Raw genomic sequence first — 12,589 nt, 5'->3', positions numbered from 1 at the left:
CCTGTTACTCTGGAAGCTTGTACTCTGGGATGTCGGGTTCCGGCTCGGCCTTCTTGCCGGTCCTGTGGCCATGATAGAGCGTGCTATCAAGGTAGCGCCCGATGCCGAAGCGGACAAGCACGCCGATTGCGGCAGCCGATGGCACCGCCACCAGCAGGCCGACGAAACCGAAGAGAGCGCCGAACGCCAGAAGCGCGAACATCAGCCAGACCGGATGCAGCCCGACGCTTTTGCCGACCAGCCGCGGCTGAAGAATGTTGCCTTCGAGAAATTGCCCGAGGAAGAAGATCGCAGCGACAATACCGATGTGAAGATAGTTGGGCCAGAACTGGACCAGCGCCACGCCGACGGCAAGCACGAGGCCAACCAGCGAGCCGACATAGGGAACAAAGCTGATCATGCCGGCAAACAGGCCGATCAGCAGGCCGAAGTTCAGCCCGGCGAACGACAGCGCAATGCCGTAGAACAGGCCAAGAATGATGCAGAGCGACCCCTGCCCGCGCACGAAACCGGCAATCGTCAGGTTCATGTCGCGGGCGATCTGGCGAACGGTGGTAGCATGGTCGCGGGGGATCCAGCTGTCGACCTTTTCCACCATCCGGTCCCAGTCGAGCAGCAGATAGAAGGCGACTACGGGAGTGACGACGAACAGCGAAATGATGTTGAGCAACGCCATGCCCGAATTCCACAATTGCTGGAACAGCGTGCCGAGGAAGCTCGCCCCCTGTTCGAGCAGCTTGGCGGAGTTCTGCTTGATCGTATCCATCTGCCCGGCCACCCAATCGGGCAGCCACGAGGCATGCGGGCTGGTCAGGAATTCCTGCAGCAAGGAGATATAGCCCGGCATCTTCTGGATGAAGTCCGCTGCCTGGGTGAAGACGATCGGAATGATGACGACGAGCGACAGCGCGAAGACGACGATGAAGCCGAACAGGATGACGATCGTCGCCATCAGGCGGCTCAAGCCCAACCTTTCCAGCCGGTCGGCGACCGGATCGAGGAAATAGGCGAGCGCCATGCCGGCGATGAACGGCAGGAGGATGGTCGAGAACACCATCAGGAAGGCGATGAAGGCGGCGAGGAAAAGCAACCAGAAGATGATCTGGCGCTGCAGTCCGCTGCTGCTCAATTTGTTGACCATGCCGCTGTTCCGATGCCCCGCGCCCGAACGGCATCACGCCGCTTCCGCCTTTGGAGATAGGATGTGCCACCGACCGTGGTCAAGCCTATGGCTGCAAACGGCCACAACAACCGGGCAAAACGGTGAAAAAGCGGAATATCCAGGGCAATATGCTTGCACTTCCCAAGTCATCATGCCAATCGCAGTGCCAAAACGACGAGCCGGCGGAGATCAAGCCATGAGCGAGCCAGGAAAGAACGGTCTGACCTATAGCGATGCGGGTGTGGACATCGATGCCGGAAACCTTTTGGTGGAAAAGATCAAGCCGCATGTGCGCTCGACGCGGCGTCCCGGCGCCGACGGCGAAATCGGTGGTTTCGGCGGCCTGTTCGACCTGAAGGCGGCCGGCTTCACCGATCCGGTCCTCGTTGCCGCCAATGATGGCGTCGGCACCAAGCTGAAGATCGCCATCGATGCCAACAAGCACGACACCGTCGGCATCGATCTTGTTGCCATGTGCGTCAACGATCTCGTCGTACAGGGCGCGGAACCCTTGTTCTTCCTCGACTACTTCGCCACCGGCAAGCTTGATCCGGACCAGGGTGCCTCGATCGTCGGCGGCATTGCCGCCGGCTGCCGCGAGGCGGGCTGCGCGCTGATCGGCGGCGAAACAGCCGAAATGCCGGGCATGTATTCCGGCGGCGACTATGACCTCGCCGGCTTCGCAGTCGGTGCGGCCGAACGCGGGCAACTGCTTCCGGCAGGCGATATCGCCGAGGGCGACGTCATCCTCGGTCTCGCCTCCTCCGGTGTGCATTCGAACGGTTATTCGCTGGTGCGCAAGATCGTTTCGCTCTCGGGCCTTGCCTGGGACGCACCCGCCCCCTTCGGCGAAGGCACATTGGCCGACGTGCTGATGACCCCGACGCGCATCTATGTGAAGCCGCTCCTGAAGGCGATCCGCGAAACCGGTGCGCTGAAGGCGCTTGCCCATATCACCGGCGGCGGCTTTCCGGAAAACATTCCGCGCGTGCTGCCGAAGCACCTGGCCGCAGAAATCGATCTTACCGCCATCGAGGCGCCGGCCGTGTTCTCCTGGCTTGCCAAGACCGGTGGCGTTGCCGCCAACGAGATGCTACGCACCTTCAACTGCGGCGTCGGCATGATCGTCGTCGTCGCTGCAGAGAATGCGGAAAAGGTGGCTTCGGTTCTGAAAGCTGAAGGCGAGACCGTCTTTGCGCTCGGCCACATGGTCGCCCGCGAGGAAGGCGCCGCCGGCACGATCTACAAGGGCACGCTCGCCCTATGACGGAGACGCTGAAGGCGATCCGCAAAAGGGTCGTTGTGTTCATTTCCGGCGGCGGCTCCAACATGCTGGCGCTGGCGAAAGCTGCCTCGGAACCGGATTTTCCGGCTGAAATCGTTGGTGTGATTTCGGACAAGGCCGAGGCCGGCGGGCTCGCCAAGGCGGCGGCGCTCGGCATTCCGACCTTTTCCTTCGTCCGCAAGGATTATGACAGCAAGGACGCGCATGAAGCGGCGATCCTGTCCGCGCTGGAAAGCCTTTCGCCTGATATCATCTGCCTCGCCGGTTACATGCGCCTGCTGAGCGCGGCCTTCATCAATCGCTACGAAGGCCGGATCATCAATATCCACCCGTCCCTTTTGCCGCTCTTTCCGGGTCTTCACACCCATCAGCGCGCCATCGACGCTGGCATGGAAGAAGCGGGCTGCACCGTGCACTTCGTCACCGAAGGCATGGACGAGGGGCCGGTCATCCTTCAGGCCAAGGTACCCGTGCTTCCCGGTGACACCGCGGAGGCCCTTGCAGCGCGGGTTTTGGTCGAGGAGCATCGGACATATCCGGTGGCGCTGAGGTTGATAGCCGAGGGCAAGGCAAGCATGACCGACGGGCGGGTAATCGGAGCTGAGGGAGTGACAACTGACGTGCCTTGGTCAACCATTTGACCAAGTGCAATGTCTTTCGTTAAAACGCGTCCGCATACCAGCGGAGATCAACCACGCGACAAAAAGCTGCGGCAAGCGGCGGTCGCAGAAGCGGTGCCGCTCTTCTCCGCATAGCTCACTCCGCAGCCAGCTTTTCCCGGTTCAGTGTCGCCCATTGCAAGAGCATGATGGTCTTGCCGTCGCAGATCTCGCCGCTCTCGATCATCGCCATGGCATCCTTGAGCGGAACCTCGAGAACCTCGATATCCTCGTCCTCGTGCGCAGCGCCGCCGCCGTCTTCGGCTCGCACCGACACGTCGATGATCGCCGCGAAGAAATGGATCGTCTCGGTCACCGCACCGGGTGACATGAAGGCCTGGAAGAGCGGCCGCACGTCGTGCACCAGATAGCCGGTTTCCTCCATCGCCTCCCGCTTGATCGCCTCGACCGGATGATCGCCGTCGAGCAGCCCAGCCGGCATTTCCAGCAGCCAGCCGGAATGGCCGTTCAGATGCGCGGGCATGCGGAACTGCCGCACGAGGATGACGCTGTCGCGTTTTGGATCGTAGAGCAGGATCGTCGCGCCGTTGCCGCGATCATAGACCTCGCGCTTCAGCTTCTTCGTGACCCCATTGGAGCCGGTATAGTTGAAGGTGACGTTGCGCAGGTGGTACCAGTTTTTCGAAAGCGTCTCGTCTTTCAAAATTTCGATCTTCGCGTCGCGGAATTTCGTCATTCGCGGTCAATCCTTGCGCAGCCATACGTGATTGTCGTGGAAGGCGGCGCCGCCATAGGGCGCTGCCGCATCGGCACCGGTGAGCACGTTGATGCCCTCCCCGTCCAGATGCGCATCGTTCGGCCAGAGCCCTTCGGCGATCACCACACCCCGCCGCGCACCGCCGCCGAGCCTGGCATGCAGGCGGATTTCGCCGCGCTCGTTGCCGATCCGGACGATATCGCCGTCGGCAATGCCCAGTGCCGCCGCATCGTCCGCGTGGATCATCGCTTCGGGGCGGCCTTCCTTCTGGATCGAAGACGGCGTCTCGGCGAAGGTCGAGTTCAGGAAGGAGCGCGCCGGCGACGTTGCCAGCCGGAACGGATGTTTCTCGTCCGCGACCTCGATCAGGTCGACATGATCGGGAAATACCGGCAGTTTCGCATGCGGGCCCAGGAGCCCCAGCGCCTTCGGCGGCCGGTTCGGCGCCGGCGTTCCGGTCCAGTCGGCCTTGAAGCGGAATTTGCCGTCGGGATGGCCGAACCCCTTGATGAAATGCGCCGTCTCGAAATCGGGCTGGACATCCAGCCATTTGTCGCGTTTCAGGCTCTCATAGCCGATGTCGTAGTTCACCAGGATATGGTCGATATGCGCGCGCTCGCTGAGGCCAAAGCCGGGCCTGTCGGCAACGCTGAGGCGCTTCGCCAGTTCCTCGATGACGAAGAGATTGGTGCGCACCGTCGATGGCGGCTCGACCACCTTGGGGCCGAGCAGGATATGCTGGTGACCGCCGCCGCGATAGAGATCGTCATGCTCGAGGAACATGGTCGCGGGCAGGACGATATCGGCGAGCTTGGCCGTGTCGGTCATGAACTGCTCGTGCACGGCGACGAAAAGATCGTCGCGCAAAAAACCCCGCTTTACCAGACGCTGCTCGGGGGCAACATTCACCGGATTGGTGTTCTGGATCAGCATCGCCGTCACCGGCCCGCGATGGCGCAATGCCTCGGCATCACCGGTCAAGACGCGGCCGATCTGCGATTGATCGAGCATCCGGATATCCGGATCCAGCATCGCCGAGCCCATCAACTCGCGCTTGTCGAACTTGAAGATATCGTTGTTGGAGTGGAACGCGCCGCCGCCCTCGTGCTTCCAGGAACCGAGCACAGTCGCCACCGAGGCGGCCGCGTGGATGGCGACGGCGCCGTTGCGCTGGCGGGTAAAGCCGTAGCCGAGGCGGAAATAGGTTTTCGGGGTCGTGCCGAGGAGCTTGCCGAAGGCCTCGATCTCCTCCACCGGCAGGCCGGTGATGGCAGACGCCCATTCCGGCGTTCTGGTCTTCAGATGATGTTCAAGTCCGGCCGGATCGTCGGCATAGTCTGCGAGATAGGCCCGATCCGCATAGCCGTCGCGGAAGGCGATGTGCATGACGGCGCAGGCGAGAGCTGCATCGGTGCCGGGCCTCAGCACCAGCCCCATGTCGGCCTGCTTGATCGTCGGATTGTCGTAGATGTCGATGACGACGATCTTGGCGCCGCGTTCCTTGCGCGCCTTGACTGCATGGGTCATCACATTGACCTGCGTCGACACCGCATTGGTGCCCCAGATGACCACGCAGTCGGATTTCGCCATCTCGCGCGGATCGGGGCCTCTGAGCGAACCCGTGGCCATCGTCAGGCCGGTCCAGGCGAGGTTGGTGCAGATCGATCCGAAGAAGCCGGAATAGCGCTTGGCATGGCGCAGGCGCTCGATCGAATCGCGCTGAACCTGGCCCATCGTACCTGCATAGAAATAGGGCCAGACAGCCTCGGAGCCATATTGCTGTTCGGCCTTGACGAAAGCATCGGCGATTTCGTCGAGCGCGTCGTCCCAACTGACGTCCTGCCAGCGTCCCTCGCCCTTTGCGCCCTTGCGCCGCTGCGGCACCATCAGGCGGCCCGGATGGTAGATGCGTTCGGAATAACGCGCGACCTTGGCGCAGATGACGCCGGCCGTATAAGTATTGGCGCTCGCGCCGCGAACCCGGCCGATCCTTCCCTCCTCCGTCAGATCGATTTCGAGCGCGCAGGCGGAGGGACAGTCATGCGGACAGACCGAATGAGCGGTGGCTTTTTCTGGCTTGATGGGGGTCGCAACGTTCATGGCTTTTCTATATTGCATCGCGGGAGGGTCTCAAAGTCCCAACCGCCATGCATTCCAACATTTCATCGGCACGATCAGGGACGCGAATGAATTACCGTCACATCTACCACGCAGGCAATTTTGCCGACGTCCTGAAGCACGCCGTGCTCGCCCGGCTGATCGTCTACATGACGCAGAAGGACAAGGCCTTCCGCGTGCTCGACACCCATGCGGGCATCGGCCTTTATGATCTGTCGAGCGAGGAAGCCCAGAAGACCGGCGAATGGCAGGACGGCATCGGCCGCATTCTCGATGCGGACATCCCGGCGAAGGCAAAGACCCTGCTTCAACCCTATCTGACGGCCGTGCGCGACCTCAATCCGGACGGCGGCCTCAAGCTCTATCCCGGCTCGCCGAAACTCACCCGCATGCTGATGCGGCCGCAGGACCGGCTGTCGGCAATGGAACTGCATCCCGACGATTACGAAACGCTGCACCGGCTGTTCGACGGCGATTTCCAGAGCCGCATCACGCAGCTCGACGGCTGGCTGGCGCTCGGCGCCCATCTGCCGCCGAAGGAAAAGCGCGGGCTGGTACTGGTCGATCCGCCCTTCGAGGTGGCCGGAGAGTTCGAGCGGCTGGCGGATGGTCTCGCCAAGGCCTGGCGCCGGTTTTCCGGCGGCACCTTCTGCCTGTGGTATCCGCTGAAACAGGGTGCACCGATTGCCGCCTTTCACGAAGCGCTGAAAGCTCTGGAAATCCCGAAGATGCTGTGCACTGAGCTGTCGGTGCGCAGCGATCGTGATACGACCGGCCTTTCGGGCTCGGGGCTGATCGTCGTCAACCCGCCCTATACGCTGAAGGATGAGCTCGATGTCCTCCTGCCGTTCCTCAAGGACCGGTTGAAGCAGGATCGGCACGCCTCAGCCCGCGTTTTCTGGCTGCGCGGCGAGGAAGTGCCGGAGCGGGATTGAACGTGACTTGACGGCCAGCCCCCCGAAGACGCAATCTCGGGGGAGTTTTCGGGAGACGATCATGACCAGAACGCGCGCCGCATGCCTCCTTTTCTCCCTGGCAATCCTTCTGCCCGGCGCAATCCCGGCTGCGGCAAGCGACCCGCTGGGCGGCGTGAGCTACACCGAAGGCGCCTGCCGAAGCAGGGCAATCCTCGGCTTCATCACCTCCGATTTCGGCTATCGCGCTCACCACTATCTGAAGACGGACATCGCCATCGCCGAAATCCGCGACATGCACCTGAACCGCCTCGAACTGCGCGACGAAACCCATCCGGTCGAGCGCGAATATTGCCGCGCCACCGCCATCACGACCGATGGCGAGACGCGCGCGCTCTGGTATCTGATCGAGCGCGGCTTCGGTTTTGCCGGCATCGGCTCCAATATCGAGTTCTGCGTCGGCGGCCTTGATCCCTGGTATGTCTACGGTGCGCAGTGCGCCTCTCTGCGATAAGCCGTGTGACCGATTTCCGGCGCCGCCTCCTGCCGCTGTTTGCCGCGCTTCTGCTTTCGGCCTGCAGCGGGGAAAGCGAACAGCAGAAGGAAGCGGTGGCAACCGGCCCCGCCACAACCACCCCCATCGCCACTGCGCAGGCCAAAGCCCAACCCGTCCCGCTCGGCAGCGGATTTGACTACTATGTGCTGTCGCTCTCCTGGTCGCCGAGCTGGTGCCTTGAAAACGACCCTTCCGGCCGGTCACAGCAATGCGCGGCGGAAAACGATCACGGCTTCATCGTGCACGGGCTCTGGCCGCAGAACGAACAGGGGTATCAGGAATTCTGCCGGACGCGCGAATCCGACCGGGTGCCGGAGACGCTGGGACGCACCCTGTTCGACATCATGCCGTCGATGGGGCTGATCGGCCATGAATGGCGCAAGCATGGTTCCTGCTCGGGGCTCAGCCAGAAAGACTATTTCACGGTTCTGCGCGCCGCCCGCGAGAAGGTGACGATACCGTCGGCGCTGCAATCGGTGAAAACCCGCCAGCGCACAAACGCCGCCGAGATTGAAGCATCGCTGACCGCCGCCAATCCCGGCTTGCGCAACGACGCGCTCGCGGTCACCTGCGCCGCCGGACGCGTCGACGAGGTGCGCATCTGCTTCAACAAGGACCTCAGCTTTCGTGCCTGCAACGCCATCGATCGCGCCGGCTGCAAGATGAAAAACCTCAGCCTGCCGGCAATTCCCTGAACAAAAGAAAGAACACGATGAAAATTCTCTACTCCCCCGCCTCCCCCTATTCCAACAAGGTGCGCATGGGCGCGCGCTACGCCGGCATCAAAGCCGAAAGCGTGCTGACCGACACCAACGCCAATCCGCCCGAACTGATCTCCAACAACCCGCTCGGCAAGATCCCGACGCTGATCACGCCCGATGGCAAGGCGATCTACGACAGCCGGGCGATCATGCATTTCATCGACCGCGAGACCAAGGGCAAGCTCTATCCGCGCAATGCCGAAAAGCGCACCGAGGTGGAAATGCTGGAGGCGCTGTGCGACGGCATCTGCGACAGCCTGCTCGCCATCGTCTACGAAAAGCGCTTCCATCCGCCGGAAAAGGTCCACCAGCCGTGGATCGACAAGCAGTGGGAAAAGGTCGTGCGCGGCCTCGACTACCTTAACGCCAACCTGCCGAAGACCGGCGCCAAGCTCCATGCCGGCCATTTCGCGCTTGCCGCGATGCTGCGCTATATCGAACTGCGCTTTGCCGGCGAATGGCAGAAGGGCCGCCCGAAGCTGAAGAACTGGCCGCAGAAATTCGAGAAATTCTTCCCGGACTATGCCCAGTTCAAGGCTTGAGCCGGCTGATAGCGGCTAGACGTGAAACGCAAAAAAGGCCGGATCGCTCCGGCCTTTTTTGTCATGCATGAACTTCGGTATCAGAACTTGACGCCCATACCGACGCGAACGCTGTGTTCGTCGTAACCCGACGAAACCTTGCCGCCCGGCAGGCTGAAGTCCTTCGAACCGTAGTCGCTGTAGCGATATTCGACGCGCGCCGTGACGTTGTCGGTCACCAAGGCTTCCGCACCGGCACCAGCCGTCCAGCCGAGCAGCGTCTTCTTGTCGGAACCGCCGTCCTGCGTCGCCTTGACGTTGGATGCGGCGACACCGGCCGTACCGTAGACGAGAACCGGGTTCAGGTCGTAACCGACGCGGGCACGGACCGAGCCGTTGACGCCCTGTTCCATCTTGCGGGTGGGGCTGCGGGTGTCGTTGTCGCCGTAGTTGATATCGGCTTCACCGCCGTAAACGACCTGGCCGCTCTGCATGTTGTAGCCGCCATAGAGACCACCGCCGAAGCCGGAGGCACCGCGGCCGCCCGTCGCGTCATATTCGCCGCGGGCCCAGTTGGCCGTACCACCGACATAGGCGCCGGACCAGTTCTTCACAGCCGGCTCGGTGTATTCGGCAGCCGGGGCGGCCGGAACTTCGTCGATCGCATCTGCCGCCTGAACGGCGGAGAAGGCGATGAGGGACACGGCAGATGCCATGAGGGTGGTGATGAGAGTACGCATTAAAGTCTCCTTTCGAACCGATGCTCCGGACCCTCGCGGTCCTAAACTGATACATCGGAAAAATTGCAATTAACCCGCCCGGTTGACGGAGAAATTGACGACGAAATGCGGATTCACAAGAGCCAAATTGTGAAATTTTAGTGGCGCGAGCATGGCCAAAATTCGATGTTGCTTTGTAGCCACAGGGAAATTATTAACCACACAATAATATTAATTGAATATATACTATACCTGTTGAAAACAATTCAATTTAGCGCTTTCGCGTTAATTTTTCCGAAACGAATGAGTGGGCCGGTTTCGCAATCTGCATCCTGCTCCTATATCCTTGCGAAATGCATAGACACGAATCGTACGGCAGGATCCGCCCTTGAGGACGCCTTTGAAAACAGCGCTGGTCACCGGCGGCGCCAAGCGCATCGGCAAGGCGATCGTCGAGGATCTGGCAGCCCACGGCTTTGCCGTCGCCATTCATGCCAACACATCGTTGGCGGAGGCCGAAAAGCTCGCAGCCCACCTTCGCGCCCAAGGCGGCAATGCGGCGGCAATTGCCGCGGACCTTACCGATACCGCTTCCGTCGCCACCGTCATGGCAAAAGCCGTCGGCGCGCTCGGTCCGATCGGGCTGCTCATCAACAATGCCTCGCTGTTCAAGAAGGACAGTCTCGAGGAATTCAACGAGACGATCTGGGACCGGCATTTCGCCCTGCATGTGAAGGCTCCGTCCCTGCTTGCGCGCGATTTCGCGGCGCAACTGCCGGCGACCAATTCGGGCCTGATCGTCAACATCGTCGACCAGCGGGTCTGGTCTCCAAATCCGCGATTTTATTCCTATATGTTATCGAAATCGGCGCTGCTGACGGCAACCAAGACGATGGCGCAGGCCCTGGCGCCCAACATCCGGGTCAACGCCATCGGCCCCGGCCCGACCCTGCCGAACGAGCGGCAGAACCAGGCGGACTTCCAGACGCAGGTGGACGCCGTGATCCTCAAGACCGGGCCGCAACTGGGGGAATTCGGCAGGACGATCCGCTTTCTGTTCGACACGCCCTCGATGACGGGACAGATGATCGCGCTGGACGGCGGCCAGCATCTGGCCTGGCAGACGCCGGATATTTTGGAGATTGTGGAATGACCGGGCGCGTGCCCACCGATGGCGGCATTCTCTACGATGAAAATGCCGGCGACGAAGACGACCTCATCGACGCAGCGGACAGTCCCGCGCCGGCGCCGATCCTGGATTGGGCGGAAACCAGCGCGATCCCCGACGGACTGCGCGGCGCCGAGCTGATCCAGGCCTTCGTCAAGCGCCTGCCCAACAGCCCCGGCGTCTACCGCATGTTCAACGAGGCGGGCGACGTGCTCTATGTCGGCAAGGCGCGCAGCCTGAAGAAGCGCGTCAGCAACTACGCGCAGGGCCGCGTCCATTCCAACCGCCTCGCCAAGATGGTGCGCGAGACCGCGCATATGGAATTCGTGACGACGCGCACCGAGATCGAGGCGCTGCTGCTGGAAGCCAACCTTATCAAGCGTTTGCGGCCGCGCTTCAATGTGCTTTTGCGCGACGACAAGTCCTTTCCCTATATTCTGGTGACCGGCGATAGCCGAGCCCCGGCGCTCTACAAGCATCGCGGTGCCCGCAGCCGCAAGGGCGATTATTTCGGTCCCTTCGCCTCGGCCGGCGCCGTCGGCCGCACGATCAATTCGCTGCAGCGCGCCTTCCTGCTGCGCACCTGTACCGACAGCGTTTTCGAGACCCGCACCCGGCCCTGCCTGCTGCACCAGATCAAGCGCTGCGCCGCCCCCTGCACCCGCGAGATCAGCGATGCCGACTACGGCGAACTGGTGAGCGAAGCGAAGGACTTCCTCTCCGGCAAGAGCCAGGCCGTCAAGTCGACCATTGCCGCTGCCATGAACGAGGCCTCGGAAAATCTCGATTTCGAGCGGGCCGCCCTTTATCGGGACCGGCTGGCAGCGCTGTCGCATGTCCAGAGCCATCAGGGCATCAACCCTTCCGGCGTCGAGGAAGCGGATGTCTTTGCCATCCACCACGAGGGTGGCATTTCCTGCATCCAGGTGTTCTTCTTCCGCACCGGCCAGAACTGGGGCAACCGCGCCTATTTTCCGAAGGCCGATCCGACCCTGCCCGCAGCCGAGGTGCTGAGCGCCTTCCTCGCCCAGTTCTACGACGACAAGCCCTGTCCGCGGCAGATCCTCCTCTGCGAGCCGGTGGCGGAACAGGAACTGCTGGGCGAAGCGCTGACGGAGAAATCCGGCTACAAGGTTTTAATCCTCGTGCCGCAGCGCGGCGAGAAGAAGGATCTGGTCGAGCACGCGGTCGCCAACGCCCGCGAGGCGCATGGCCGCAAGCTCGCCGAAACATCGTCGCAGTCGCGTCTGCTCGAAGGCTTTGCCGAGACCTTCAAGCTGGAGCGTGCGCCGCGCCGCATCGAGATCTACGACAACTCCCACATCATGGGCACCAATGCCGTTGGCGGCATGGTGGTGGCGGGGCCGGAAGGTTTCGTCAAAGGCCAGTACCGCAAGTTCAACATCAAATCGACCGACATCACGCCCGGCGACGACTTCGGCATGATGAAGGAAGTGATGACCCGGCGGTTCTCGCGCCTGCTGAAGGAAGAGGGAAAGCCCGATCGCAGCGCTGAACCCGTCGAGGACGCCGGTTTCCCTGCCTGGCCCGATGTCATCCTGATCGATGGTGGTCAGGGACAGATGACGGCTGTGCGGGCGATCCTGAAGGAACTCGACATCGAGGATTGTCTCACCGCCATCGGCGTCGCCAAGGGCGTCGATCGCGATGCCGGACGCGAGCGCTTCTTTCCGCCCGGCCGCGACGGCTTCACGCTGCCGCCGCGCGACCCGGTGCTTTATTTCATCCAGCGCATGCGCGACGAGGCGCACCGCTTCGCCATCGGCTCGCACCGGGCGCGGCGGAAGAAGGAAATGGTCAAGAACCCGCTGGACGAGATCGCCGGCATCGGGCCGACGCGCAAGCGCGCGCTCCTCCAGCATTTCGGCACCGCCAAGGCGGTTTCCCGCGCCGGCATCAACGATCTCGTGGCTGTGGAAGGTATTTCCGAAGCGGTGGCGCGGCTCGTCTATGACCACTTCCATGAGGATGGGGCGAAATAGCGTCT

At 62.2% G+C, this 12,589-nt stretch carries 12 protein-coding genes; 8 read left to right on the top strand and 4 right to left on the bottom strand.

Annotation, left to right across the window (positions count from 1 at the left end):
* Positions 1–4: 4 nt before the first annotated feature.
* Positions 5–1,141: an AI-2E family transporter gene (locus tag WI754_RS12640; protein WP_349433770.1), complete on the bottom strand. Its 1,137-nt coding sequence runs from the start codon at positions 1,139–1,141 to the stop codon at positions 5–7.
* A gap of 217 nt (positions 1,142–1,358) precedes the next feature.
* Between WI754_RS12640 and purM the strand changes: the two genes are divergently transcribed.
* Positions 1,359–2,429, top strand: a complete 1,071-nt coding sequence (gene purM / locus WI754_RS12635) for a phosphoribosylformylglycinamidine cyclo-ligase (protein WP_349433769.1) — start codon at positions 1,359–1,361, stop codon at positions 2,427–2,429.
* On the top strand, positions 2,426–3,088 hold the full coding sequence (purN, locus tag WI754_RS12630; RefSeq protein WP_349433768.1) for a phosphoribosylglycinamide formyltransferase: 663 nt from the start codon (positions 2,426–2,428) through the stop codon (positions 3,086–3,088). Before purM ends, purN begins: the two co-directional genes overlap by 4 nt.
* A 115-nt stretch (positions 3,089–3,203) precedes the next feature.
* Here the strand turns inward: purN and WI754_RS12625 are convergent, their stop codons facing one another.
* Positions 3,204–3,803: an NUDIX domain-containing protein gene (locus tag WI754_RS12625; protein WP_349433767.1), complete on the bottom strand. Its 600-nt coding sequence runs from the start codon at positions 3,801–3,803 to the stop codon at positions 3,204–3,206.
* A 6-nt stretch (positions 3,804–3,809) separates the two neighbouring features.
* Entirely contained in the window at positions 3,810–5,942 is a 2,133-nt protein-coding gene (locus WI754_RS12620; protein WP_349433766.1) for a molybdopterin oxidoreductase family protein, read from the bottom strand.
* Between the two features lie 68 nt (positions 5,943–6,010).
* Here WI754_RS12620 and WI754_RS12615 point away from each other — a divergent pair, with 68 nt between their 5' ends.
* From WI754_RS12615 to WI754_RS12600, 4 genes are all read left to right on the top strand, one after another.
* Positions 6,011–6,877: a 23S rRNA (adenine(2030)-N(6))-methyltransferase RlmJ gene (locus WI754_RS12615; protein ID WP_349433765.1), complete on the top strand. Its 867-nt coding sequence runs from the start codon at positions 6,011–6,013 to the stop codon at positions 6,875–6,877.
* 61 nt (positions 6,878–6,938) lie between these two features.
* Entirely contained in the window at positions 6,939–7,370 is a 432-nt protein-coding gene (locus tag WI754_RS12610) for a hypothetical protein (RefSeq protein ID WP_349433764.1), read from the top strand.
* Positions 7,371–7,375: 5 nt separating this feature from the next.
* Positions 7,376–8,107 carry a ribonuclease gene (locus WI754_RS12605; protein ID WP_349433763.1) on the top strand — a complete coding sequence of 244 codons (732 nt, stop codon included), beginning with the start codon at positions 7,376–7,378 and terminating at the stop codon, positions 8,105–8,107.
* Between the two features lie 17 nt (positions 8,108–8,124).
* The gene (locus WI754_RS12600; RefSeq protein ID WP_018327393.1) at positions 8,125–8,715 is read left to right on the top strand and encodes a glutathione S-transferase; all 591 of its coding nucleotides are present in this window, start codon (positions 8,125–8,127) and stop codon (positions 8,713–8,715) included.
* Between the two features lie 80 nt (positions 8,716–8,795).
* On the opposite strand, the gene WI754_RS12595 is transcribed toward WI754_RS12600, so the two are convergent.
* Positions 8,796–9,434, bottom strand: coding sequence for an outer membrane protein (locus WI754_RS12595; protein ID WP_349433761.1), 639 nt, complete (start codon positions 9,432–9,434; stop codon positions 8,796–8,798).
* Positions 9,435–9,801: 367 nt separating this feature from the next.
* Here WI754_RS12595 and WI754_RS12590 point away from each other — a divergent pair, with 367 nt between their 5' ends.
* Both WI754_RS12590 and uvrC read left to right on the top strand, forming a co-directional pair.
* Complete coding sequence (locus WI754_RS12590; RefSeq protein ID WP_349433760.1) at positions 9,802–10,566, top strand: SDR family oxidoreductase; 765 nt, start codon at positions 9,802–9,804, stop codon at positions 10,564–10,566.
* The gene (gene uvrC, locus WI754_RS12585) at positions 10,563–12,584 is read left to right on the top strand and encodes an excinuclease ABC subunit UvrC (protein WP_349433759.1); all 2,022 of its coding nucleotides are present in this window, start codon (positions 10,563–10,565) and stop codon (positions 12,582–12,584) included. Before WI754_RS12590 ends, uvrC begins: the two co-directional genes overlap by 4 nt.
* Positions 12,585–12,589 lie beyond the last annotated feature (5 nt).

Source organism: Pararhizobium sp. A13, assembly GCF_040126305.1.
Classification (GTDB): Bacteria; Pseudomonadota; Alphaproteobacteria; order Rhizobiales; family Rhizobiaceae; genus Pararhizobium.
Note: the sequence above shows the minus strand (reverse complement) of the source record. Positions and strands in the feature narration are given on the sequence as shown.

Bases quoted from the DNA above. Each gene is read 5' to 3' on its own strand.
- WI754_RS12595 (WP_349433761.1), bottom strand. From the start codon at position 9,434: ATGCGTACTCTCATCACCACCCTCATGGCATCTGCCGTGTCCCTCATC.
- purM (WP_349433769.1), top strand. From the start codon at position 1,359: ATGAGCGAGCCAGGAAAGAACGGTCTGACCTATAGCGATGCGGGTGTG.
- WI754_RS12640 (WP_349433770.1), bottom strand. From the start codon at position 1,141: ATGGTCAACAAATTGAGCAGCAGCGGACTGCAGCGCCAGATCATCTTC.
- uvrC (WP_349433759.1), top strand. From the start codon at position 10,563: ATGACCGGGCGCGTGCCCACCGATGGCGGCATTCTCTACGATGAAAAT.
- purN (WP_349433768.1), top strand. From the start codon at position 2,426: ATGACGGAGACGCTGAAGGCGATCCGCAAAAGGGTCGTTGTGTTCATT.
- WI754_RS12625 (WP_349433767.1), bottom strand. From the start codon at position 3,803: ATGACGAAATTCCGCGACGCGAAGATCGAAATTTTGAAAGACGAGACG.
- WI754_RS12610 (WP_349433764.1), top strand. From the start codon at position 6,939: ATGACCAGAACGCGCGCCGCATGCCTCCTTTTCTCCCTGGCAATCCTT.
- WI754_RS12615 (WP_349433765.1), top strand. From the start codon at position 6,011: ATGAATTACCGTCACATCTACCACGCAGGCAATTTTGCCGACGTCCTG.
- WI754_RS12620 (WP_349433766.1), bottom strand. From the start codon at position 5,942: ATGCAATATAGAAAAGCCATGAACGTTGCGACCCCCATCAAGCCAGAA.
- WI754_RS12600 (WP_018327393.1), top strand. From the start codon at position 8,125: ATGAAAATTCTCTACTCCCCCGCCTCCCCCTATTCCAACAAGGTGCGC.